Here is a 24,905-nt window from a genome sequence, read left to right as displayed (position 1 = left end):
TCCGCCTGCCTGATCCAATGCTCTTAATCTGCCGTCCCGGACCTTGCGAGGTAATTTTCGAGCCTCTGGGCCCGCCATGTCCAGCTTCGCCAATCACGTGACCGGATCCGGAAATCGAACAGAAGGTCGCTGCGCAGTTCTTTCATGCGTGCCAGCTTGAATTGGGGAATGTGGTGAAACGAAGCGCGTTCGAGATAGAAATCGATCGCCGGGAGGGCCGCCGGGCCGAGGGAACGCAGATAGTAATCATCGAGCCACTCGCCGCCACCATCCAGATCGCTGGAATGCTGAACATTGTAGCTTGCGACATAGGCTGGAATATCGGTGACAGCCACCCCGTAGAGCACCACCAAAAGGCTCGCGCCGTTTGTCGCAAAGAGCCAGAGGTTGCTCTTGTCGAGGAGGATCCGCATCATGATCAGCGCAAGGCCAATAGCGACCAGAAGCATCCAGAGCCCTGCAGCCACGCGCATGCCGGTCAGCGAAAAGGCTTCCACATAGAGGTCGAGCCGCAGGATGGCTGAAATGCAAAGCAGGATGTTCTGGCCGATCCAGAGATAGACCAAGCCCCGGATCAGGCGCGCGCGGGCGCCATCTTCGCCGCGCCCGATGGCCACCAGCACGAAGAGGGCGGCAAGCAGCGCCGTGACCACCAGCGGATAGGCGCCGCGATGGGCGTACTGGGCATGGGACATGCCTTCCGGCAGGTCGAGACCGCCCCAGAGATAGGCCGCGTCCAGCACGGTCTGGATTGCAAAAAGCAGGTTGAACAGCAGAAGCGCCCGGAGCACGACGGGCTCGCTGATATGCGAGGCGCTGCCGATGCGGATGTCTGTATCAGCGCGGTTGCGGCAGCAGCGACGGGCGAGCCTCGGGCGCAGGAGAAACCAGACCATGACGGCAATCACCGACCAGAGGAAGATGCGCTGGATATTGATGTAAGACAGGAGCGCCGCGAGGTCGATCGCATGAAGGGCGCGCTCAATGAGGGGATTGGCGCCAGCGAAGAGACCGACGAAGATGGTGCCGAGCGCCAGCGGCAAGACCCAGAAGCGAAGCTCAGTGCCGATGCCGCGGGCGGTTGCCGGGATCGTTCCGGCCGTCATAAGCCGTCCCGTGCCACGGATGGTTCGAAGCGGGATGGCCAGTGTGAACCTCGCCAGAACGGGGGGAATGGCGGAGGGCAACCGCGGCAGCAGGCCTGCCGCCGCCAGCGCCAGCAGGGTGATCGCAAAGGCCGATACAATCCGCGAAGAAAGCGTCGCAGCTTCGATCATCGGCAGCATGCACAGAAGCGCCAGCAAGGCAAAACGCGCCACCCTCGTCGGCCTGACCACGCGTGCCACCTGGACGATGGAGGCCACGAGCAGCAGGCAGAACACGAAGCGGTTGATGCCCGGCTCCTGGCCGAAGAACAGAAAGTCTGCGGCAACGACCAAACCGACGAGCAGCAGAGGAGCGAGATGCCCCTTCAATCGCGGGAGAAGGGAATGACTGTTCGGCACATTGTGCTCCTGTGTTCTTTCGATGGGAGGCTGAGGCACGCGGATCCGGCCGGCGCGTCTGGTGGATCGGGACGCAGCTGCGGGGGATCATCCACGAGCCACCAACCCTCCCGGATGAGGCGAGCCGGCAAGCGGGGGATGGGGAAATCGGGATCGTTGCGGGGTGAGGTCATGGGCGCAGAATGCAGACGGTGTTTGCAGATCCTGTGCAGATGACGCGCAGCTTGTGAGGATTAGTCCTGGCTTGACCGACCGTTGGCAGAGGACTTGCAAGCGCGCCTTGCGCCCAATAGCCTCTGACTTCACTCAAGCGGACCCCGGACGGAGACGACATCGGCATGGCAACCTTCAGCGTTCTCCTCGGCATCATGATTGCGATTGGGATCGGTGCGATGAGTCCCGGCCCGAGCTTCGTGCTGGTTTCGCGTATTTCGGTGGGGAACTCCCGCCTGCATGGCCTTGCGGCGGCAATCGGCATGGGCCTTGGCGGGGCGTTCTTCGCCGTCCTGGCACTGGCCGGCCTCGTTACGCTTCTGGAAAAGGTCGAGTGGCTCTATCTCGTTCTGAAATGCGCCGGCGGGCTCTATCTGGTCTATCTCGGCATCGCTATCTGGCGTGGCGCACGTGAACCGATTGAGCTTGCCTCTGCCAATGGACGCGGCTCCATTAGCGTTCCGCGGGCGCTCGTTCTCGGTCTCGTCACCCAGGTCAGCAATCCAAAGACCGCCGTGGTCTATGCCAGCATCTTCGCCGCTCTCATGCCGCAGGAACCGCCGCTGGCACTTGTTCTTTCCCTGCCTCCCCTGATCCTCTTGATTGAGGCCGGATGGTATGCCGTGGTCGCGATTGCCTTTTCAGCGCCGCGATCGCAGCAGGCCTATCTCAACGGAAAACTCTGGGTCGACCGGCTGGCGGGAGCGGTGATCGGCGCGCTCGGGCTTCGGCTGATTGGCGAAAGTCTGGCAGTTCTGCGCCGGTAAGACAGGCGTGACCTTCCGGCAGGTTTCCATCGCTGCCGCTTTCGGCTAGAGGAAAGCCATTCCCGCATTTGCAAGGGCCGATCGCTTGTCCACACTCCCGCGCCCGGGCACAGCCCACCCCGCCATTTCCTCCGGTGCACCCGCCGGAAAGCGGATTGGTACGGCGACCGTCGCAGCACTCGTCGCTGCCGCAATCGTCTCCATGCCCATCGTCGCCATCTTCGTCATCGGCTTTTCGGCGGACCCTGAGAACTGGCAGCACATGATGACGAATGTCATCCCCCGGGCCGGGATCCGCACCTTCTGGCTTTTGCTGTTCACGGGGATCGTCACGGCTGTGGTCGGCATCGGGAGTGCCTGGCTGGTGGCGGCTTGCGAGTTTCCGCTTCGGCGGCTCCTCTCTCCAGCGCTGGTATTGCCGCTGGCCATTCCTTCTTATCTGGCAGCCTATGCCTTCGGCGAGTTCCTCGATTTCACGGGCCCCGTGCAGACCGGATATCGAGCGCTGTTCGGCTACACCTCGTCCCGCGAGTACAGTTTCTTCGACGTGAAGTCGCTTTCGGGTGCCGTGCTGGTCATGTCGGCGGTGCTTTATCCTTACGTCTATCTCGCCTGCCGCTCGATGTTCCTGATGCAGGGCCGCGCGGCAGCGGATGTTGCCCGCACGCTCGGGTCCTGCCCGTTGCGGGTCTTTGCCCGCATCCAGGTGCCGATGGCGCGGCCCGCCATCATGATCGGCCTGACGCTGGTGATGATGGAGACGCTGAACGATATCGGTGCGGTGGAATATCTCGGCGTGCAGACGCTGACCTTCTCGGTCTACGATACCTGGCTCAATCGGGGGAGCCTTGCCGGTGCGGCGCAGATTGCCTGCGTGATGCTGGTGATCGTTGCGGGTCTCCTGATCGTCGAGCGCATGGCGCGTCGACGTCAGCGTTTCACGAGCCACAAGACGACGGCGGTCGTGCCGGATGCGGTGCGGCTTCGGCTGACCGGAATGAAGGCGGCGCTTGCCGTGCTCTTCTGCTCGGTCCCGATCCTGATCGGCTTCTTCGTGCCCGTCTTCGTTCTCGGTGGATTTGCCCTGCGGCGCATCGAGGATTTTCTCGAACCGCGCCTCTTGGACGCGCTCTGGCATTCGACGCTGGTCTCGTCGGCGGCGGCGCTGATCACGGTGGTTCTGGCCTTTGTCTTGTCCTATGCCGCGCGCACTGATCGCTCGCGTCTCGCCAAGGGGGCCGGACGGCTGGCCGCCCTCGGTTACGGCATTCCCGGCACCGTGCTCGGCATCGGCGTGCTGATCCCGCTTGCAGCCTTCGACAATGCGCTGGATGGATGGCTGCGCCAGAGCTTCGGCATTTCGACGGGCCTTCTCCTATCCGGTACGGGCTTTGCCATTGTCTATGCCAATACCGTGCGCTTCCTGACCATGGCAGAGGGGACCGTCGATGCGGGCTTCCAGAAGCTCTCGCCGCATCTGGATATGGCGGCCCGGACGCTTGGCCGATCGGGTCTGCAGACGCTGCGGCAGGTGCTTCTGCCGAACCTGCGGCCAGCAGTGCTGACGGCTGCGCTGCTGGTGTTCATCGAGACGCTGAAGGAGCTTTCGGCCACGATCCTGCTCAGGCCCTTCAACTTCAACACGCTGGCGACCCTCATCTACGAAGATGCCTCGCGCGGCATGGCGCAGGACGCGTCCGTGGCCGCGATGATCATCATCGCGGCTGGCCTCATTCCCGTCATCCTGGTGTCGCGCTCGCTCGACGAAAAGCGCTGATCAACGTCATCCCGAATAAAAAAAGGGCGGCCGAAGCCGCCCTTAGTCAATGCTGTCGAACCGGAGTGGTCGAGCGATCGACATTCTGTCGGAGGCGAGGCCTCGCCGTGTCTGATCGCGCATCTCCAAGTTGGGCTCAGTCTTGCCGAATGCCAGTTAAGAGAAACTTACCGGGCGGGTCGCCCAGCTACCCAACATTTGAGGTATTGCCCTGAAATTGCTGTGTTTCGGGACAGATTTTCGTCAGGAGCGCAGCTGCGGTAGGTCGGCGAAAAGGGAAAGCGCTTCCGGATTGGCGAGCGCTTCCTTGTTCTTGACCGGGCGCCCATGCACCACTTCGCGCACCGCGAGTTCGACGATCTTGCCGGATTTCGTGCGGGGAATGTCCTCAACCTGAATGATCTTGGCAGGCACATGTCGGGGTGATGCGCCAGTGCGGATCTTGGTCTTGATCTGCTTGTCGAGCTCTTCCGTGAGGCTCAGTCCTGGCGCGAGACGCACGAAGAGAATGACGCGCACGTCGTCCTCCCAGTCCTGACCGATGCAGAGCGCCTCCACCACTTCGTCCATCTGCTCGACCTGATTATAGATCTCCGCCGTGCCGATGCGCACGCCGCCCGGATTGAGCGTCGCATCGGAACGGCCGTGGATGACAAGGCCATGATGCTCCGTCCATTCGGCGAAATCGCCATGGCACCAGATGTTGTCGAAGCGCTCGAAATAGGCCGCCCGGTATTTGGCGCCATCGGGATCATTCCAGAACATGACCGGCATGGAGGGGAAGGCACTCGTGCAGACGAGTTCGCCCTTTTCACCGCGCACCGGCTTGCCGTCATCATCCCAGACATCGACGGCGAGGCCGAGGCCCGGGCCCTGGATCTCTCCGCGCCAGACCGGCTTCAGCGGGTTTCCAAGCACGAAGCAGGAGACGATGTCGGTGCCGCCGGAGATCGAGGCGAGCTGGATATCGTCGCGGATCCCCTCGTAGACGAAGGAGAAGCCTTCGGGCGAGAGAGGCGAACCGGTCGAGGTCATCAGCCGGAGGCTCGACAGATTATGCGAGGTCTTCGGCGTCAGCCCACCCTTGCGCACGGCGTCGATGTATTTGGCCGAGGTGCCGAAGATCGCGAAACTCTCGTCGGCGGCATAGTCGAACAGCACATTGCCGTCGGGATAGAAGGGTGAACCGTCATAAAGGCAGAGGGTCGCGCCGCAGGCGAGGCCTGACACCAGCCAGTTCCACATCATCCAGCCGCAGGTGGTGAAGTAGAAGAGCTTCTCACCGGCCTGAAGGCCACAGTGGAGACGGTGTTCTTTCAGCTGCTGCAACAGGGTGCCGCCGGCGGAATGCACGATGCATTTCGGAACACCGGTCGTGCCGGAGGAAAAGAGGATGTAGATCGGATGGGAGAAGGGCAGACGGCGATACTCGATATCCCGGACGGAGAAGCCGGAGATGAACTGGTCGAAGCTGCGCCCGTCGGGCAATCGCGCAAGCAGTGCTGCGGTGTCACCGGCATAGGGCACGATCAGGACCGGGACGTCGAGCTTGGCGGCGACGTTGACGATCTTGTCCGCAACATCCTGGCGCTTGCCATTGTACCAATAGCCATCGCAGGCGATGAAGAGCTTGGGCTCGATCTGACCGAAGCGGTCCAGCACGCCCTGGTCGCCGAAATCGGGCGAGCAGGAGGACCAGATGGCACCGAGCGACGTTACCGCCAGCATCAGGGCAACTGTCTCGGGCATATTCGGCATCATGGCCGCGACACGGTCGCCCTCGCCGATGCCCATGGCTGCGAGCGCCTGTTGCAGGCGGGAGACTGTGGCGGTGAGACGCGACCAGGACCAGCGGTCTGAGACCTTGTTCTCGCCCCGGAAGATCAGCGCATCGCCATCGCCGGCATGGGCCAGGAGGTTCTCAGCGAAGTTGATCTGCGCCTTCGGGAAGAAGCGCGCCTTTAGCATGTCGCCATCATCGGCGAGTGCGACATCCCCCTTGTCTCCGACCACACCGCAATAGTCCCAGACTGCCGACCAGAAGGATGCGCGGTCTTCGATGGACCAGGCGTAGAATGCATCATAGTCGGCGAAGCTCAATCCCTCGCGGGTGGCGCACCAGGCCATGAAATGGGTCAGGGGCTGTGCCGCCTTGAAAGCGTCGGACGGCGTCCAAAGGGGTACCTGTTCAGTCATTCCGCTCCTCCTCGTCATGTCTTTTCTATAGCATACCGCAATGCGATACAAAGCCGTGAAACCAATGGACGACCGTCCATTCGTTGCACGGGCGGCGGAATTCCTATATCCGCCACAAGAACTAGACGAAGCTCTTGGACACGGCCAGAATGACATTCTTGCGACGCGCCGGACAATCTGAAAGCCCTGGATCCGCAGGCCGTGGCCGTCGTACCCGACGGCTGCTGAAGCTCGGACTTCTGGTGCTGGCTCTGGGCGCCATCGTCTCCATCTCCTTGCGCGTCGCTGCCCCCTATCTGATTTCAAGCTCGGTGGTGCGCTCGGCGATCGAGTCTGCCATGGCGCAATGGGCGGGCCACCCGGTTTCCATCGAGGATGTATCGGAACTACGCTTCTGGCCGCGACCCGAGGTGACGATTGAAGGCGTGACCATCCGGCGTGACGATCTGCCTTTCGTCGAGATCGAGAGCCTCACTGCCGAGTTCAGCCTCTTGTCCGCGGTGAAAGGCCAGCCCGACTTCAACGACTTCCGTTTCGAGCGCCCGCGGATACGGATCGAGCGGGATATCGATGGCCGGCTGGACTGGAGTGGCGACGGGCTTTTGAACGCCGCCGTCCGAAGTGCGCAGGCCGGGCAGGTGGACGAGCCGCTACGAGACGGGGCGGAGGAACCGGAGATCGGATCGATCGAGATCGTCGATGGCGAGGTCACCCTGATCGATGCGAAGAGCGGCTCAACGGTCGTGGCTGACGGGATGAATGCCAAGATCGATTGGCCGCGTCTGACGGCGGCTCTTTCCGGTCAGGCGACGTTCACCGTTGCAGAGCGTCGCATGTCACTCACCCTGGCCACGCCGACCCCGCTGCTTCTGCTCGGGGGTGCCGCCAGCGAGGTTGACCTTTCCGCCACGCTTCCCGGCCTCAGCGGGCAGGTCAAAGGATTGATCGACCTCAACCAATCGAGCCTCGATGAGGCCGATCTCGAGTTGCGCATCTCGGATGTGCCGCAGGCCGCCGCCGCGCTCGGATTGCGGCTCGCCGGTACCGAACGGTGGCAGACCGCCTCGCTCACCGCGCAGGTGACAAATGCAGAGGAGGAGTGGCGGTTCGACAACCTGGCATTCGAGATCAATGACAGCCGCGGCGACGGCAGTCTGACCCTCAAAAAGCGAGGCGATGCAAAACCGCTTCTGAGCGGAACGGTGGCGGTTGACCTCCTCAATCTCGACGATTTCCTGCAGGCGCTGTCGATCAGTCTCGAGGACCGCACCGATGTGCGGCTGCCGAGCCTCACTCGCTGGGTCGACGTCGACATGCGGCTCTCTGCCGGTTCCGCGACGTTCGCGAGCTTTCAGCTCGAAGACCTCGGCGCAAGCCTTATCGGTGGCAACGAGTCACTGAAGCTGGTGATCGGAGACACGCAGTTGATGGGCGGCACCTTGTCCGCGCTGCTCAGCGGCAGCGGCGAGGGCTTCGACAAGGGCGCGGACATCGCCATCATGCTGGACCGCGTCGATCTGGGATCGCTGATGTCCCGGGTAGCGCCCGCAAGCCTGTCGCTCAAAGGCATCGGGTCGGTGACGCTCAATGCCAAGTTGGTGGGGCCTGGCTGGCGTCGCAATATCGAGGCGATGTCGGGCAGTCTCAGCATCCGTGCCGACAATGGCGCACTCCTCGGCTTCAATGCAGACGGGCTGCGACGCTTGTCGTCGGATCGTGCCTATTTCCAGCTGAGTGCCGCCGGTTCGGGGGAGTTCGACTATCAGACGCTGGACATAGCCGTGCGGTTTTCGGACGGCTCGGCGGAGGTGGGCAAGGCGCAGATCGTTGGCGAGACAGAAACCTTCGTCCTTTCCGGGATCATCCCCTATAGCCGTCAGGCCCTGGCCCTGACAGGCACGCTTTCGCAGCCGGGGACAGCGCCGCAACCGGATTCGCCGCCATTGCGCTTCTTCATCGGTGGAGCATGGCATGATCCCGTGATCTCGCCCATCCCGCCCGTTCCCGTCACGGGTCAATAAAGGTCTCGCCCTGGCCTCGCCTGCTGTTTCATTCGAGACTGCAAATACTAGAATGGACCGAGTCGGGGATCCGGGGGACGAGACGTGCAGTCAGTGTTATCGGGGTTTTTCAAACTGGCGTTGGCCTCGCTGCTGGCCGGCAGTCTGTTGTCGTTCTTCGGCATCACGCCAAGGGCGGTGCTCGACAGCATGGGCGTGACGGCACAAGATCTGCACAATGGCATCATATCGGCCTTTGCCTGGGCCGCGCCGCGCATGGTGATGGGGGCAGTTGTCATCCTGCCGATCTGGCTCACCACCTATCTTCTGATGCCGCCCCGGGGTTGACCGGGGCAGCCTTCAAGAGCTTCAGGCCAAGGTGCCACGGGCAGCGACGTGCTCGTCCCGCTGACGCTGGAGTTCGCGCTGCTTGGTGCCGATGGAGGCGATGATGACGCCGATGGTGACAATGCCGATCAGGATGGTGCAGATGGCATTGATCTCGGGCGTGACCCCGAGGCGGACCTGCGAATAGATCTTGATCGGAAGGGTCGTGGCGCCCGGACCAGTGGTGAAGCTCGCAATCACGAGATCGTCCAGGGACAGCGTGAAGGCCAACATCCACCCGGAAATGACGGCGGGCAGGATGAGCGGCAGGGTGACCTTGAAGAAGGTCTTGACCGGCGGGCAGCCGAGATCCTGAGCTGCTTCCTCGAGGCTCGTGTCGAAGGTGAGCAGGCGAGACTGCACGACGATCGCGACGTAGCACATGGTGAAGGTGGTGTGGGCGATCACGACCGTCATCAGCCCTCGGTCGATACCGATTGCGACGAAGAGCAAGAGCAGCGACAGGCCGGTGATCACCTCGGGCATGACGAGTGGTGCATAGACCATGCCGGAGAAGAGCAGCCTGCCGCGAAAGCGCGTGTAGCGAACGAGTGTCAGGGCCGCGAGCGTGCCGAGGATCGTGCCGAGCGTCGCACTCAGAAGGCCGACCTGCAGCGTCACCCAGGCCGCACTCATGAGCCCGTCATTGCGCCACATCTCTCCATACCATTTGAGCGAAAAGCCGCCCCAGACCGTCACCAGTTTCGACTCGTTGAAGGAGTAGATCACCAGGATCAGGATCGGGATGTAGAGAAAGGCGAAACCGAGTGTCAGGATCGTCGCGTCGAATTTTCCAGGTCTCATCGGTCCGCCCTCACACTTTCTGCTGCTGGTTCTGGAAGATCGCGATGGGCACGACCAGAATGAGGAGCAGCAGGACGGCAACGGCGGAGGCAAGCGGCCAGTCGCGATTGCCGAAGAACTCGGTCCACAGCGTCTTGCCGATCATGAGCGTATCGGCGCCACCGAGCAGATCGGGGATGACGAATTCGCCTGTGATCGGGATGAAGCAGATCATCGAGCCGGCGATGACGCCAGGGATCGAGAGGGGGAAAGTGATCTTCCAGAAGGCCTTCCAGGGCGGGCAGCCGAGATCGCTTGCTGCCTCCAGCAGCGTGCCGTCCATCTTTTCGAGGGCCGAATAGAGCGGCAGCACCATGAAGGGCAGATAGGAATAGACGATGCCGATGAAGACGGCGATTTCGGTGCGGAAGATCTGCACCTGACTTCCCTCGTCCATCAATCCGACTGACTGCAGGAGCACGGTCAGCAGGCCCTCCGGCTTCAAGATGCCGATCCAGGCGTAGACGCGGATCAGGAAGGAGGTCCAGAAGGGCAGGATCACCAGCATCACCAGGGTCGGTCGAACGGAGACGGAGGCGCGCGCCATGGCGAGCGCCATGGGGTAGCCGATCAGCAGCAGCAGCAGGGTGGAGATCAACGCGATCCGCAGTGAGGACATGTAGGCGTTGACGTAAAGTGGGTCCTCCGTGAGGAAGAGATAGTTCTCGAAGTCGAGCTGCGAGATGAAATCGCCAATCGCCGAGAAGCTTTCCAGCACCGGCGTATAGGGTGGCATGGCAATCTCGGTGTCGGACAGCGAGATCTTCACGATGATCAGGAAGGGCGTCAGGAAGAACAGCACCATCCAGAGATAGGGAATGATGACGACCAGCCAGCGGGCTAACCCTGGTTTGGAGGCGGTGACACTATCGGCCATGGGGCGCCCTCCTCAGCGGGTCAGAACGAGGCCGGCATCGGCCGACCAGGACAACCAGACCATGTCACCGAAGGTGATCGGGCGATCGACGAGACGGGCGACATTGGCCTGTGCTGCGCGGAACATGCGGCCATCGTCGAGCCGGACGATGAAGACAGAGAAGTCCCCGAGATAGCCGATATCCCAGACCTCGCCATGCAGCGAGTTGGCCACAGTGCCCTCAGGTGCGGTGGTCGAGATGCGGACCTTTTCCGGGCGGATCGCGAAGGCGACTGCATCGCCCTTCACCGCTTCGCAGGCCTGATCGACGGTGATCTTCACGCCCTCGCTGTCGATGTGGACGAGTTCGGCGGCGCCATGGGTTTCCTTGGTTTCGACCTTGGCCTCAAGGATGTTGATGTCGCCGATGAAGTCCGCAACGTAACGCGAATTCGGTGCCTCATAGATTTCGGCGGGCGTTGCCACCTGGACGAGGATGCCCTTGTCCATGACCGCGATGCGGTCGGACACAGTCATTGCCTCTTCCTGGTCATGGGTGACGATCAGGAAGGTGAGACCGAGCTTGGTCTGGATGTCCATCAGCTCGAACTGGGTTTCCTCGCGCAGCTTGCGATCGAGCGCGCCGAGCGGCTCGTCGAGGAGCAGGACCTTGGGGCGCTTGGCGAGCGAGCGGGCGAGCGCCACGCGCTGGCGCTGGCCGCCGGAGAGCTGATTGGGCTTGCGCTTGGCGAACTGGTCGAGCTTGACCAGCTTCAGCATTTCCTGAACGCGGGCCTCGATCTCGGCCTTCGGCAGATTGTCCTGCTCGAGGCCGAAGGCGATGTTCTTTTCGACCGACATATGCGGGAAGAGCGCATAGGACTGGAACATCATATTGGTGGGACGCTTGTAGGGCGGCACGCCGGAGAGATCCTGCCCCTGGAGCAGGATACGGCCGGATGTCGGCGCCTCAAAGCCGGCGAGCATGCGCATCAGAGTGGTCTTGCCGCAGCCCGATGGTCCAAGCAGCGAGAAGAACTCGCGCTCGTAGATATCCAGGCTCAGATTGTCGACCGCGATGAAATCGCCGAAACGCTTTGTGACATTTTCGAAGCGGATGAACGGTACGGCATCCGGATCAGTCCAAGGAGAGAATTTACGCTTAACAGGCCCCAGTGTCTTCGCCATTACCCGATCCCAGCCGTTATTCTTGTTGCCCCTATCCGCAAGTAAATCGCCGGGCGCTTTTGGCGCCCGGCGATTTGTGTTTGATCAGCTACCGGTTTTGATCGTCGTCCAGACCCGGTTCAGCACGCGTTGTTCGCGCGAGCCGTAAGGCGAGATCGTGAAGAGCTTCGCCATGACATCTTCCGGCGGGTAGACAGCCGGATTGTCCTTCACTTCCGGATCAAGCAGATCCTTGGAGGCCAGATTGCCGTTGGCATACTGGACATAGTTGGAGGCCTTGGCGATCACGTCGGGCCGCATCAGGAAGTTGATGAACTCATGCGCTTCGGCAACGTTCTTGGCATCCGCGGGGATCGCCATGTTGTCGAACCACATGTAGGTGCCTTCCTTCGGGATGACGTAGTTGATCTCGACGCCATTCTTGGCTTCCTCGGCACGAGCCTTCGCCTGCAGAATGTCGCCCGACCAGCCGATCGTCACGCAGACGTCGCCATTGGCGAGATCGTCGATATAGGCGGAAGAATTGAAGGTGCGCACCGAGGGGCGGATCTTCATGTAGACTTCGCCACCGGCTTCCAGATCAGCCGTTTCCTTGCTGTCCGGGTCCTTGCCGATATAGTTCATGGCAATGGCGAAAGTCTCGTCCGAGGCATCGAGGATGTTGATGCCGCAGGACTTCAGCTTCTCGGCATTCTCAGGCTTGAAGATCGCATCCCAGCTGTCGACCGTGAAGTCTGCGCCGAGCGCTTCCTTGACCTTGGCGACGTTGTAGCCGATGCCCGTGGTGCCCCACATGTAGTTGACGGCGTATTCGTTGCCGGGGTCGTATTTCGCCAGACGCTCGCTGACCATCGGCCAGAGATTGGTGAGGTTGGGCAGCTTCGACTTGTCGAGCTTCTGGAAAACGCCGGCCTGGATCTGACGCGCGAGGAAAGGCGCTGTCGGCACGACAACGTCGTAACCCGAGCCGCCGGCGAGAAGCTTCGTCTCAAGCAGTTCATTCGAATCGAAGACGTCGTAGACGACCTTGATGCCCGTTTCCTTGGTGAAATCGGCAAGGACGGATTCGTCGATGTAGTCGGACCAATTGTAGACGTTGACGACGCGTTCCTGCGCCTGGACAGCCGATGCGATGAAGATCGTCGCCAGGGCTACCGACGCCGTACGGATGAAATGAGCCTTCATTTTTTCTCCTGTTCCAGCCTGCGGGAGCAAGGAGCCCCCGGTGCCATTCCCGTTATTTTTTAAGAGACTAGAAAGGAATTGGACGGGCGACAAGCGAAATTCTTCGCAGTCGCGAATGCTTTATCGGGGGGATTTCACTTACTGGAAATCGAAAGCAGAGAGGCCCGTGACCATTTCGTCGAGGCCGAGCGGCCGGGTGAGCGGCGGCTCCGCACGGGCGAGACAGCCCGACCTTTCGCACAGACGACAGGCCGGGCCGATGGCGATTGCGGGCACGGAGCGGTCCGGAAGGGCGGCGGCATAGGCGACCTCGTCCCGGCTCGATGCATCGCAGCCGACGAGCAGCGCCGTGCGGCGGATACGTTCGCCGAAGCTTGCCTGCGGGCCCTCCAACGTGCGCGACATGGTCAGGAAGGCGCTACCATCCGGCATCTCGACTTGCTCGACCAGAATCTGGCCCGGCTGGGAAAAAGCGGCATGGACATTGAGCTTGGGACAGCCGCCGCCGAACTTCGAATGCGGAAAGCCTGCTGCGCCTGCCCGGCGGAAACGGTTTCCGGCATTGTCGATCTCCATCATGAAGAATGGCACGCCCGTAGCACCCGGGCGCTGCATCATGGTCAGCCGGTTCGCAGCCTGTTCGAAGGAGACATTGAAGCGTGCACGCAGCACGTCGATGTCGTAACGGGCGCGGATGGCCGCCGAGAGGAAGGCGCCATAAGGCATCATCAGGGCATGCGCGGTGTAGCGCGCCAGCTCGAAGCGGGCGATGCGGCGCGCCTCGCCGGAGGAGAGCTCCAGGAGTTCAAGCTCTGCCTGGACATGTTCGCCGAGCGCCAGAAGCACAACTTCCATGGCAACCTCGCGCAGCTGATCGAAGGGTGACAAGCGCTCCGAAAGGAAGAGGCGCATGGAATGGCGGTCGTAGCGGCGGCGCAGCGAGGGCATGGTCTGGACGGGAAGCGCGCGCACCACAATGCCATGCGTGGAGCGCAGCCAGGCCTTGAGGGCGACGGCCAGATCATCCCCGGCTGACAGGCCAAGACCGGCGTGGAAACTCTCGGCCGCCTCGTCGAGCCGGACGAAATAATTCGGTCGGCGCTCGAAGACTTCGCGGACTTCATCGATCGGCAGGCGGGCACCTGACAGAGAGGTCTCGTGCCCCTCGCGGGCGAGGAGATCAGCGAGATCAGAGAGGCGTGCCGCTTGTTCTCTATAGGCACGGTAGAGCTTGACGATACCGCTCGCGGCATTGGGTGCGGCCTCGGCCACTTCGATCAGCTCCTGATCGCCAGGGAGTTCGCCCGACAAGAGCGGATCGGCGAATACTTCGCGCAACTGGCTCGTCGAGCCGCCTGCCTCACCCTGCAGTTCGTCCAGATCAACCTTGTAGACGGATGCGAGCTTGAGCAGCAGCTGGACCGTGAGCGGGCGCTGATTGCGCTCGATCAGATTGAGATAGGAGGGGGAAATCTCGAGCGCCTCGGCCATGGCTGTCTGGGTCAGGCCAAGGCCGTTCCTGATACGGCGGACACGCGGGCCTGCGAAGATCTTGCGCTCTGCCACTTTACAGCTCCTTTACAAGAATTGCCGAACCCGGCGCCTCACTCGTCTTGACTGAATTTACAAATTTACACGCGCGCTTTGTCAAAGACAAGACAGCCTAACCTCTTTCATCCCGTTGTTTTATCGAATTTTCTGGCTGTATTTTGCAGTGCGATGTAAATCTAGTCACATCAGAAGCAACCAAGGCAACCCGAAGAACTTCACTTGGTCAGCGCCGCGCAGTGACAGGGAGACACGTCATGACTGAATTTTACAATCTCGTTCCGAATGCCCCTAAGGGCCGCTATGACGGCATTGATCGTCCCTACACTGCAGCAGACGTGCAGCGCCTGCGTGGCTCCGTCGAGATCAAGTACACGCTTGCCGAAATGGGTGCGAACCGCCTGTGGCAGCTGATCAACGAGGAGCCCTTCATCAACGCGCTTGGCGCGCTCTCGGGCAATCAGGCCATGCAGATGGTCCGCGCCGGCCTGAAGGCGATCTATCTCTCCGGCTGGCAGGTTGCTGCCGATGCCAACACGGCCTCTGCCATGTATCCGGATCAGTCGCTTTATCCGGCGAATGCCGCACCGGAGCTTGCCAAGCGCATCAACCGCACGCTGCAGCGCGCCGACCAGATCGAAACGCAGGAAGGCAAGGGCCTTTCCGTCGACACCTGGTTCGCACCGATCGTTGCCGATGCAGAAGCCGGTTTCGGCGGACCGTTGAACGCTTTCGAGATCATGAAGGCCTTCATCGAAGCAGGCGCTGCAGGCGTTCACTTCGAGGACCAGCTCGCGTCTGAAAAGAAGTGCGGCCATCTCGGCGGCAAGGTTCTGATCCCGACGGCTGCCCATATCCGCAACCTGACGGCTGCCCGTCTGGCCGCCGACATCATGGGCGTCCCGACACTGATCGTTGCCCGTACCGACGCGGAAGCTGCAAAGCTTCTGACTTCCGACATCGACGAACGCGACCAGCCCTTCGTCGACTATGATGCCGGCCGCACGGCGGAAGGCTTCTACCAGGTCAAGAACGGCATCGAGCCCTGCATTGCGCGTGCAATCGCCTACGCTCCTTACTGCGACATGATCTGGATGGAGACCGGCAAGCCGGACCTCGAACAGGCCCGCAAGTTTGCCGAAGCTGTGCACAAGGTCCATCCGGGCAAGAAGCTCGCCTATAACTGCTCGCCTTCCTTCAACTGGAAGAAGCATCTCGACGACGCGACGATCGCCAAGTTCCAGCGGGAGCTCGGTGCGATGGGCTACAAGTTCCAGTTCATCACGCTCGCCGGCTTCCACCAGCTGAACTACGGCATGTTCGAACTGGCCCGCGGCTACAAGGATCGCCAGATGGCCGCCTATTCGGAGCTGCAGGAGGCGGAATTCGCAGCCGAGGTCAACGGTTACACCGCCACCAAGCACCAGCGCGAAGTCGGCACCGGTTACTTTGACGCCGTCTCGCTTGCCATCACCGCCGGCCAGTCCTCGACGACCGCGATGAAGGAATCGACCGAAACCGAGCAGTTCCGCCCGGCGGCCGAGTAATCCGAGGCAATTGCCCCTCACCCTACCCTCTCCCCGCAAGCGGGGAGAAGGTGGCGGCAGCCGGATGAGGGGCCGAGCTTCACGAGATCAACAGTTCAAAAACCCCTGACACCAAGAGGAGAAATGCCATGACACCCCAGACCCGAGTCAAGGAACGCGCCGAAGAACAGTCCTCGGCCATGAGCAGCGATCAGCAGGCGATGATCCGCATGCTGGCAAACGACCTGCACCGTCTCAACCATTCGATCATGAAGGCCGTCGATGCCGGCGTTTCGGTCGAACTCGTTCGCTCCGCCCGCCATCATGGTGGCGACGGCAACTGGGGTGATCTGCTGATCCCCGTCATCGTGACCCAGGGCAGCCATCAGGCCGCCTGAGCCGAAGTCTATCCCTCGTCCGGCACCTGACCTCCGGACCGGTTCCCGCACGATGCCGCCTCTTTAGAGAGCACCGGTCGTCGTGCGGGTTTTTCGTTTGGCCTTAGCCGGTGGTGCTCGGACGCTTGCCGGCCAGGATATCCCGGTGAGACTTCAGGAGTTTCGCCAGGCGATCGGCAACGGTGCGGATATCGCTTCGATGGCGGTCATCATTGTTCATGACGATCCATTGGCGGTGGCGAAGGTCGGATATCTCGTCTCCCGCCCGCTCCAGGGTTGGATCGAGATCGCCAACGAAGCATGGCAGAACGCCGATGCCGGCTCCTGCCCTCACCAGATCCCTCAGCGAGCGCGGGCGATTGACGGTGGCAACAATCTGCTCTGCCGCCTGCTGGCGCGGCCAGCGCAGATAGGCGGAGACGGCGTTCTCATCATCGATCGCAACCCAGGGCTCCGGTCCCATCCATTCCCTGTTGCGCGCCTTGTAGGCGGCATAGGCCACCTCGCCTGCTGCTATTGCGGCGAGGTTCGGTTCCTCAGGTTCAAAAGCGCGGATGCCAATGTCGCTTTCCCGATGCGCGAGGCGGGCACGCTGTTCGGCGACATGCAGGTCGATGCGGAACTCATCACGCGGGGTGCGGATCAAGGACATGTTCTGGCAGAGCAGCCAGGCGATCCAGGTACCGAGACTGATGCGCACCAGCGACTGGCCAGCCGTGCCGCGCCGCCACTCCTCCACGCGCCTGCTGCCCGCCTCAAGCTCGACCAGATGCTCCAGCAACTGGCTACCGTCACTGGTCAGGCGGTAACCGGTTTGGCTGCGGAGGAAGAGTTCGCGGCCGAGGGCCTGCTCGAGTTCGACCATGCGCCGGCCGAGTGTCGCTGCACTCAGACCCGTGGTTTCCGCAGCCGCAGTCAGGCCGCCCTGACGGGCGACTGCGAGAAACAGCTGATAGGCGTCCCAGGCTATGTCTTTCATGGATGAAATACATAGCACATTCTTGTCCGTTCATGCATCCAAATATGGAGACTAAAAGAGAGGACGGCATCAACGAGAGGAGATCCGTCATGCATGAAACCTATGTCGCTCTGGCCATTGCCTCACTGCAGAAAGAGTTCGGCGAGCGTGGCCGGCTATCCGAGGATGAATTCTATGCCCGCTACAGCGAGGCGCCGTGGCAGCGGATGGTGCGGCTCAGCCGTCGTCTTCTTGATCGAGTGCGGTCGCGAAAGCTGATGGAGGAGACCCTTACGATCGACCACCACGCTTGCCATCTGGCGAAAGCTTGACCAAGAAAAAGCCCGGCGCGATGCGCCGGGCTTCTAGTCTTGCACATCATTCGGTTCAGGCAGCTCGGCCGACAGAATGCCCGCGCTCTGCTTCAATCCGGAACTGCTGCAGGAGATCGCGCAGAGCGTCGGTCTGGGCCGAGAGGTCCTGGGTGGCCGCCGTTGCCTCCTCGACCATCGCGGCATTCTGCTGGGTCATCTGGTCCATGCGGCCGACGGCGCCGTTGACTTCGTGCAGGGCGCCGGACTGTTCGCGGCTGGTCTCGGCGATCTTCTCGATGTGTTCGCTGATCGTCGCGATCTGGCCGCCGATGCGCGACAGGACCGTGCCAGTCTGCTGGACATGGGTGGAGCCGCTCGACACTTCTTCGGCCGAGCGATTGATGAGCGCCTTGATCTCCTTGGCGGCACCGGCTGAGCGCTGAGCGAGTTCGCGAACTTCCTGAGCGACGACCGCAAAACCCTTGCCTGCTTCACCGGCGCGGGCTGCCTCAACGCCTGCGTTCAGAGCGAGCAGGTTGGTCTGGAACGCGATCTCGTCGATCACGCCGATGATATTCGAGATCTGCCGCGAGGCTTCCTCGATACGGCCCATGGCCGAAATGGCGCTGCCGACGACGACAGCGGATTCATCGGCATTCTTCTTGGCCTCGCGGACGACGCCGTTGACCATTTCGGCACGCTCCGAGGACGAACGGACAGCGGCGGTGATTTCATCGACGGCGGCGGCTGTCTCTTCCAGAGAGGCGGCCTGCTGTTCGGTGCGGCGGGCGAGATCGAGCGCCGACTGGGCCATCTGGCGGCCGTTGTTCTGGATCTGGTCAACGTTGCCGGAGATCTGGTGCATCGTATCACGCAGACGGGATAGCGACAGGTTGAAGTCGTTGCGCAGCTGTTCGAGGCGACCGTGGAAGCGGCCTTCGATCTCAAAGGAGATATCGCCATTGGCGAGACGTTCCAGGGCCTTAGCAAGCTTGCCGACCGCATGTTCGATCTGCTGGTCGAGCGCCTGCTTTTCCTCGTCGTTGCGGCGGCGCTCGGCTTCCGCCTCCATCTGCTCGCGCTGGCGCTCGGATTCAATCTCAAGCTTGCTGCGGGCATTGGTCTTGAAGACGGCGAGCGCGCGGGCCATGGCGCCGATTTCGTCGCCGCGCTTGTCGCCGGCAATGCCGGCCTCGAGGTCACCTTCGGCCAGCCGCTGCATGGTGGCGGTGATGCGGGCAATCGGGCGCTGGAGGGTCATGACAAGGGCGATGCCGCCGATCACGGCGAGCACGACGCCGGCGATCATGGTGCCGATCGACAGGCGGTTCGCCTCCTGGCGTTCGGTGCCGGCGACGTCCTTTTGCAGGTCCGCGAAAGAGGTCAGCGATGCCCAGATCGAATCCATGGTGCGGCTTGCTTCATCGAAGCTCGCGATGCGCTCGGCGCTGGTCTTCACCAGACCTTCCGTGTCGGCCGTCAGGTTGGCCAGCAACGGTGTGATGGCTGCGGTGAGGCTGTCGTAGAAGGCCTTGTCGGAGATGCTGCCGCCGAGCACCGTGAGATTGTCGCCGATCAGCTTGATCTGGCGCAGAATCGGCTCGCGGGTCTTGTCGTCCTTCACATTGAGGAAGGTCGCGGTCATGATGCGCAGATCGTAGACATCGGCAATCAGGGTACGGCTGCCGACGAGGATATCGGCTGCCTGCACGGCACCAGTCTCGACCGCTGCGAATTTCTGGACGGATTCGGCGTATTTGGTAGCGGCGCTCTCCTGCAGAATATCTTGGAAACCGCGGAAGCGGGCGAGGATGCTGCCCACAGCGCGGCCAGCTTCCATGCTGGTGTCGCCTGCTCCAACCACCTTCTTGATCTCGTTGATCGCCGTCTGAAGCTCCTTGCCCATGCCCTTGTGTTCGGGGGGCAGCGCATTGGCGATCTTGCGATGGGTCTTGACCAGTTCCGGCACCTGCTTTTGCAGATAGGGGAACTGGGCCTCCGGCAAGCCGGCGGAGAAGTAACCCTTGCTGACGTCTGCGAGCTGGCGCGCGGCGGCCGAGAGGCGATCGGCCTCCTTGAGCGCGCTCTTGGCGTCGTTTTCACCGCCAAGCACGGCACGCTGCAGTTTCTGTGCCTCATCGGAGACGCGGATCTGCTGAGCCATCAGGCCCTTGAGATGTTCCTGAATGGCGGCGGCGAGCTTGACCTCGGCCTCGTGCAATTGCCAGAGCGTGTCGATCTTCTGGTTGACGTTGCCCGTGCCGGCGATTGCCTCGTCGAGGAAATTACGGCCCGTGCCGTCACTGCCGATTTCGGCGATATTCTGATTGAGTGTTGCCTGCTGGCCTGAGAGTTCGGAGATCACGACGCTGCGCGTTTCCTCCGAGGTCTGGTCGAGGAAGCGGGTCATTGCGGCGGTGACGTTCTTGAAACCGTTCAGCGACCGCATGGTGCCGTTGGAGATCTCCATGCGCTGCTGCAGGAGGCCGGACGCATAGAGCCCCATCAGACCGACAGCGGTGATCGAAAAGACGAAGGGAAGCACAAAAGCCAGCACCTTGGTCGAAATCGAAAAGCGCGAAAGAATATGGTCGATCAAAACAGTTCCTCCAACAACAAGGTGCTGCGCTCGCGGCGCATGCCCCTCAAAATTGACAGCACCGATCAGCATCGGCGCCGTCTACACTCCACTCCGAAGACTAGGGTTGCAGTAAAAGTCTCAAGACGGAGTTAAGGTGGTGGGAGGGTCCCGGCGCGGGAGAGGACAGCCAAGACGGGACGAGGCTAGCGCTTCATCGGCGCTGAGCATGCGAGCAGGTCGGCTAGGCGCATGCGTCAGGGTGCACGCGGGCCGCCTGCAGTTCATCTGAAGCTTGGAATTAGCCGAGGAGACCGATGGCGAGAGCGGCAACGGCGCTTGCGGCATAGAGGCAGAGAATGGTCACTTGACGAAAGCGGGCGCGCTCTTCGTCACGGGCACGGGTTGCGGCAATGGCGATGGCACGGGGCTTGCGGGTCTCATGGTTCATGGGGCGCGGTCCTTGATGCGGCCAGGGAAGGTCATGCCCTTGCGGGCGTTTGCCGGCCAGACCTCATGTCGCGACATCTGGGGACGTCACACCGGCATTCAGGCAGGATGACCGACGCATGTTAACAAGTCCTGAATTACCAAGGAAAGCTTGCCCGGAGCGGGAGAGACGATCAGACGCTTTCGCCGGCGGCATGGCCTGAAGCCCAGGCCCACTGGAAATTATAGCCGCCCAGCCAGCCCGTGACGTCGACGCATTCGCCGATGAAATAGAGCCCGGGCATGGTTTTCGCCTGCATCGTCCGGCTGTCGAGCGCATTCGTATCGACGCCGCCGAGGGTCACTTCCGCCGTGCGGTAGCCTTCCGAACCCGCCGGCTTGATCGGCCAGCGGCGAATGCGCTCGGCAAGCGATGACAAGGCCTTGTCGGGGAGATCTGCGAGCGGACGCTCCAGCTTGGCAGTCTCCGCGAGATATTGGGCGAGGCGCTTGGGCAAATGCTGGGCAAGCACCGTCTGGACCTGCTGGCGGCCGTTTTCGCGCTTCGCCGCCTTCAGGTGTTCGAGGAAATCCACGCCCGGCTCCAGGGAGAGCAGGATCTCGTCCCCCTCGCGCCAATAGCTCGATATCTGCAGGATCGAGGGGCCGGATAAGCCTCGGTGGGTGAAGAGTAGCGCCTCGTTGAACCGGGTCTTGCTGCAGGAGACATCGGCATCAACGGCGACGCCCGAGAGCTCCGACAATTCGCCGAGCAGATTGGGTTCGAGCGTGAGCGGCACCAGCGCCGGCCGGGTGTCGGTCACGGGCAGGTCGAACTGCTCGGCAATCCGATAGGCGAAGCCGGTCGCGCCCATCTTCGGGATCGATTTGCCGCCCGATGCCATAACCAGACTTGCCGCATGGATAGGGCCTTCGCTCGTGGACAGACGGAAGCCGTCTGGGCCGTTCTCGACATCCGAGATCTCGCAGGAGAGTTTCAGGTCGACATGTACCGCGCGCATTTCTTCCAGCAGCATGCGGATGATGTCTTTCGCGCTGTCATCGCAGAACAGCTGGCCGAGCGTCTTTTCATGCCAGGCGATCTTGTGGCGATCGACCATGGCGATGAAATCTGCGGGCGTGTAGCGGGCCAGCGCGGATTTGGCGAAATGCGGGTTCTGCGAGATGTAGTTCTTCGGCGCGGCATGGATATTGGTGAAGTTGCAGCGCCCGCCGCCGGAGATGCGGATCTTCTCGCCCGGGGCCTTGGCATGGTCGAGCACGACAACGGAACGGCCGCGCCGACCTGCCGTGAATGCCGCCATCATGCCGGCGGCACCGGCTCCGATGATCGCGACGTCATACTTCCTGGCCATGATACTGCTCCCGGGGATCTGCCGCCTGTCTCGACAAACTTATGATCAAAGTCAACGCGTCCCCCTCGCCAAAGGCCAAAGTCTGGCTATGATGGCCCTCATTAACAACCAACCGGTGAGACATGCCCGCGAAGAAGTCCATGCTGAGACCCCAGAACGCGCCCTCCAAGAAAGCGGCCATCCCGCCGGATCCCGGATCGAAGCGCGGCGTCTCGAGCTGGAAGGAAGCGGCAACCTGGCTGCGCGCTCGCGGCATCGAAGACATCGAATGCATCACGCCCGACCTTGCCGGCGTTCCGCGCGGCAAGATGATGCCGTCGTCGAAATTCACATCGAACACGTCGCTGGCGCTTCCCTCGGCACTCTACCGTCATACGATTTCGGGCGAATATCCTGATGAGACGGAGAACTTCCGCTATGAGCCGCGCGACAGCGACCTGAAGCTGCTGCCGGATCTTTCGACGCTTTCCGTCGTGCCATGGGAGACCGATCCGACGGCGCAGGTGATCTGCGACATCGTCGATGTCGACGGCAAGAACGTCTCCTATACGCCGCGCAACGTTCTGAAAAACGTGCTGCGCCTTTATGACGAAAAGGGCTGGAAGCCGGTCGTCGCGCCGGAAATCGAGTTCTATCTCGTCGCGATGAACGACGACCCGGACTATCCGCTGCATCCGCCGAAGGGCCGCTCTGGTCGCTCGATCATCGGTGGCCAAGGGTATTCGATCGCGGCCATCAACGAATTCGACGAGTTGATCGACGACATCTACCACTTCTCGGAAAAGCAGGGGCTCGAGATCGATACCCTGATCCACGAGGAAGGGCCGGCACAGCTGGAAATCAACCTTCGCCATGGCAATCCGATCGAGCTTGCCGACCAGGTCTTCATGTTCAAGCGCACGATCCGCGAGGCGGCGCTCAAGCACGGGATCTATGCCACCTTCATGGCCAAGCCGATGCAGGGGCAGCCGGGATCGGCGATGCATATCCACCAGTCGGTGGTCGATGCCAAGACCGGTAAGAACGTGTTTTCCAACCCCGATGGCTCTGCCTCGCGGGAGTTCTTCCACTTCATCGGCGGCATGCAGAAATACGTGCCGAGTTCGCTGGTGATGCTGGCGCCATACGTGAATTCCTATCGCCGCCTGACGCCCGACATGGCGGCCCCCGTCAACAATGCTTGGGGCTATGACAACCGCACGACGGCCTTCCGCGTGCCGGTTTCGGATGCCGCCGCACGGCGTGTCGAAAACCGTCTGCCGAGTTCGGATGCCAATCCCTATCTCGCACTCGCGGCTTCGCTCGCCTGCGGCTATCTCGGGATCATCAAGGAGATCGAGCCGACGGCGGCAGCCGAGGGTTCGGCGAATGAGGGATCTGTCGATCTGCCGCGCGGCCTCCTGGAAGCGGTCGCCCTGCTCGAAGGTGAAGCCGACTTCAACGAGGTCTTCGGGCCCGAATTCATCGGTCTTTATGCCGGTGTGAAGCGCGGCGAGTTCGAGACCTTCATGCAGGTGATCAGCCCGTGGGAACGCGAATTCCTCCTGCTGAACGTATGAGGATAGCAATCCGATGACATGGCAAAGCCCGATTGCACCGGGGATCTCCTGGTATCAGGCGAGCGTTGGTGAGCGGCCGGAATATCCGGCCCTTGACGGCTCGGTTACGGCCGACGTCGCGATCATCGGCGGCGGCTTCACGGGGCTGCAGGCGGCCTACAATCTCGCACGGCTTGGTGTTTCCGTCGTGCTGATCGAGGGCAGCCGCTTCGGCGATGGCGCTTCAGGGCGCAATGGCGGCCAGCTCGGTACCGGCCAGCGGGCTTGGCCGGCTGAGCTGGAGGCCGAGCTTGGTTTCGAGCGTTCCAAGGCGCTGTTCGATCTGGCGGAGAATGCCAAGCACTACCTGCTCGATTTTGCCGAACAGCACGGCATCGACATCGAATATCTGCCCGGGCAGATGAATGTCTCGCACAAGCGGAACGGCGAATCCGACTACCGGCACGAGGCCGAGATCATGGCGGTGCGCTACGGCTATCCGCATGTCTCCTTCATGGACCGGGAGGAAACGCATGATCGTGTGGGCTCCACGCGCTATCACTTTGGCGTTCGCGATACTGGCACCGGGCATATCCATCCGCTGAAACTGCTGGTTGGCCTGGCGAAGGTCGCGGCGGCCGCCGGGGCTCGCATCCACGAGATGACGCCAGCAAGCGCGATCCGCCAGGCTGGTGGCAAGACCATCATCGAGACGCCGAAAGGCACTATCACTGCGGACCGCCTGCTGATCGCGACCAATGCCTATATCGGCAATCTGGAGCCGGTGACGGCGGCCCATGTCATGCCGATCCGGTCCTTCATCGGGGCAACGGAACCGCTCGACCGCTTCCCGCAGGTGCTGCGCGGCTCAGAGGCCGTGGCCGACAGCCGCTTCGTGGTGCGCTACTTCCGCAAGAGCCGCGACGGGCGGCTGCTGTTCGGCGGGCGCGAGGCCTATACGGCGGACAGCCCGCGGGATATTTCCAGCCATATCCGCCGGCAGATTGCCGAAATCTATCCGGATCTGAAGACGATCGAGATTACTCATGGATGGGGTGGCTCTGTTGGCATCACCCTGCCGCGCAAGCCTTTCGCCCGGGACGTGATGCCGGGCGTGACCTCGCTTGCGGGATATTCGGGGCACGGCGTGATGCTCTCCAACTATTGCGGCAAGATGTATGCCGACATGGTGGCCGGCAATGCGCGGGAACTCGAGCTGTTGAAGGACCTGAAGATCCCGCCGTTCCCCGGAGGTGCCAGCCTACGCAAGCCGCTGCTGTTCCTGGCGCTTACCTGGTATGCCCTTCGAGACCGTTTCTGAGA

General features: G+C 61.9%; 20 protein-coding genes. 9 read left to right on the top strand and 11 right to left on the bottom strand.

Translation table 11 applies throughout. The annotated features are described in order from the left end of the window. Positions 1-23: 23 nt before the first annotated feature. Positions 24-1,505 carry a DUF4173 domain-containing protein gene (locus C0V73_RS06600; protein ID WP_102019209.1) on the bottom strand — a complete coding sequence of 494 codons (1,482 nt, stop codon included), beginning with the start codon at positions 1,503-1,505 and terminating at the stop codon, positions 24-26. 338 nt (positions 1,506-1,843) lie between these two features. Between C0V73_RS06600 and C0V73_RS06595 the strand changes: the two genes are divergently transcribed. Continuing rightward, positions 1,844-2,485, top strand: coding sequence for a LysE family transporter (locus tag C0V73_RS06595; protein ID WP_102019208.1), 642 nt, complete (start codon positions 1,844-1,846; stop codon positions 2,483-2,485). A gap of 202 nt (positions 2,486-2,687) precedes the next feature. Beyond that, a complete protein-coding gene (locus C0V73_RS06590) occupies positions 2,688-4,262 on the top strand; it encodes an iron ABC transporter permease (RefSeq protein WP_245407921.1) in 1,575 nt (524 codons plus the stop codon). Between the two features lie 243 nt (positions 4,263-4,505). Here C0V73_RS06590 and C0V73_RS06585 read toward each other — a convergent pair whose 3' ends face one another. Continuing rightward, positions 4,506-6,458 (bottom strand): acetoacetate--CoA ligase, encoded by a 1,953-nt coding sequence (locus C0V73_RS06585; RefSeq protein WP_102019207.1) that lies wholly within the window; start codon positions 6,456-6,458, stop codon positions 4,506-4,508. Between the two features lie 149 nt (positions 6,459-6,607). Here C0V73_RS06585 and C0V73_RS06580 point away from each other — a divergent pair, with 149 nt between their 5' ends. Further along, on the top strand, positions 6,608-8,479 hold the full coding sequence (locus C0V73_RS06580; RefSeq protein ID WP_102019206.1) for an AsmA family protein: 1,872 nt from the start codon (positions 6,608-6,610) through the stop codon (positions 8,477-8,479). A gap of 84 nt (positions 8,480-8,563) precedes the next feature. After that, on the top strand, positions 8,564-8,806 hold the full coding sequence (locus C0V73_RS06575) for a DUF6460 domain-containing protein (RefSeq protein ID WP_245407896.1): 243 nt from the start codon (positions 8,564-8,566) through the stop codon (positions 8,804-8,806). Between the two features lie 21 nt (positions 8,807-8,827). Here the strand turns inward: C0V73_RS06575 and C0V73_RS06570 are convergent, their stop codons facing one another. The 5 genes from C0V73_RS06570 to C0V73_RS06550 all read right to left on the bottom strand — a co-directional run bounded on the left by C0V73_RS06570 (position 8,828) and on the right by C0V73_RS06550 (position 14,483). Further along, the gene (locus C0V73_RS06570; protein ID WP_102019204.1) at positions 8,828-9,649 is read right to left on the bottom strand and encodes an ABC transporter permease subunit; all 822 of its coding nucleotides are present in this window, start codon (positions 9,647-9,649) and stop codon (positions 8,828-8,830) included. A gap of 10 nt (positions 9,650-9,659) precedes the next feature. Continuing rightward, entirely contained in the window at positions 9,660-10,565 is a 906-nt protein-coding gene (locus C0V73_RS06565) for an ABC transporter permease subunit (protein ID WP_102019203.1), read from the bottom strand. 12 nt (positions 10,566-10,577) lie between these two features. Beyond that, positions 10,578-11,732: an ABC transporter ATP-binding protein gene (locus tag C0V73_RS06560; RefSeq protein WP_102019202.1), complete on the bottom strand. Its 1,155-nt coding sequence runs from the start codon at positions 11,730-11,732 to the stop codon at positions 10,578-10,580. A gap of 84 nt (positions 11,733-11,816) precedes the next feature. Beyond that, entirely contained in the window at positions 11,817-12,917 is a 1,101-nt protein-coding gene (locus C0V73_RS06555) for a polyamine ABC transporter substrate-binding protein (RefSeq protein ID WP_102019201.1), read from the bottom strand. A 138-nt stretch (positions 12,918-13,055) separates the two neighbouring features. After that, positions 13,056-14,483, bottom strand: coding sequence for a helix-turn-helix domain-containing protein (locus C0V73_RS06550; RefSeq protein WP_102019200.1), 1,428 nt, complete (start codon positions 14,481-14,483; stop codon positions 13,056-13,058). Positions 14,484-14,722: 239 nt separating this feature from the next. On the opposite strand from C0V73_RS06550, the gene aceA reads away from it, so the two are divergent. Next, the gene (aceA, locus tag C0V73_RS06545) at positions 14,723-16,012 is read left to right on the top strand and encodes an isocitrate lyase (RefSeq protein WP_102019199.1); all 1,290 of its coding nucleotides are present in this window, start codon (positions 14,723-14,725) and stop codon (positions 16,010-16,012) included. A 128-nt stretch (positions 16,013-16,140) separates the two neighbouring features. After that, positions 16,141-16,389, top strand: coding sequence for a hypothetical protein (locus C0V73_RS06540; protein ID WP_102019198.1), 249 nt, complete (start codon positions 16,141-16,143; stop codon positions 16,387-16,389). A 103-nt stretch (positions 16,390-16,492) separates the two neighbouring features. On the opposite strand, the gene C0V73_RS06535 is transcribed toward C0V73_RS06540, so the two are convergent. Beyond that, on the bottom strand, positions 16,493-17,368 hold the full coding sequence (locus C0V73_RS06535) for a LysR family transcriptional regulator (RefSeq protein ID WP_102019197.1): 876 nt from the start codon (positions 17,366-17,368) through the stop codon (positions 16,493-16,495). An 89-nt stretch (positions 17,369-17,457) separates the two neighbouring features. Here C0V73_RS06535 and C0V73_RS06530 point away from each other — a divergent pair, with 89 nt between their 5' ends. Beyond that, positions 17,458-17,679, top strand: coding sequence for a hypothetical protein (locus C0V73_RS06530; RefSeq protein ID WP_102019196.1), 222 nt, complete (start codon positions 17,458-17,460; stop codon positions 17,677-17,679). A gap of 55 nt (positions 17,680-17,734) precedes the next feature. Here C0V73_RS06530 and C0V73_RS06525 read toward each other — a convergent pair whose 3' ends face one another. From C0V73_RS06525 to C0V73_RS06520, 3 genes are all read right to left on the bottom strand, one after another. After that, positions 17,735-20,260, bottom strand: a complete 2,526-nt coding sequence (locus C0V73_RS06525) for a HAMP domain-containing methyl-accepting chemotaxis protein (RefSeq protein ID WP_245407895.1) — start codon at positions 20,258-20,260, stop codon at positions 17,735-17,737. A 280-nt stretch (positions 20,261-20,540) separates the two neighbouring features. Continuing rightward, complete coding sequence (locus C0V73_RS23050) at positions 20,541-20,690, bottom strand: hypothetical protein (RefSeq protein ID WP_172450079.1); 150 nt, start codon at positions 20,688-20,690, stop codon at positions 20,541-20,543. A gap of 172 nt (positions 20,691-20,862) precedes the next feature. Beyond that, positions 20,863-22,044, bottom strand: coding sequence for an NAD(P)/FAD-dependent oxidoreductase (locus tag C0V73_RS06520; protein WP_102019194.1), 1,182 nt, complete (start codon positions 22,042-22,044; stop codon positions 20,863-20,865). 122 nt (positions 22,045-22,166) lie between these two features. Between C0V73_RS06520 and C0V73_RS06515 the strand changes: the two genes are divergently transcribed. Next, on the top strand, positions 22,167-23,603 hold the full coding sequence (locus C0V73_RS06515; RefSeq protein ID WP_102019193.1) for a glutamine synthetase family protein: 1,437 nt from the start codon (positions 22,167-22,169) through the stop codon (positions 23,601-23,603). A gap of 13 nt (positions 23,604-23,616) precedes the next feature. Next, positions 23,617-24,903 (top strand): FAD-binding oxidoreductase, encoded by a 1,287-nt coding sequence (locus C0V73_RS06510; protein WP_102019192.1) that lies wholly within the window; start codon positions 23,617-23,619, stop codon positions 24,901-24,903. The last annotated feature ends 2 nt before the right edge of the window (positions 24,904-24,905 follow it).

It is taken from the genome of Rhizobium sp. TH135 (assembly GCF_002855515.1).
GTDB lineage: Bacteria > Pseudomonadota > Alphaproteobacteria > Rhizobiales > Rhizobiaceae > Allorhizobium.
This window is presented reverse-complemented; position numbering and strand designations above follow the sequence as displayed.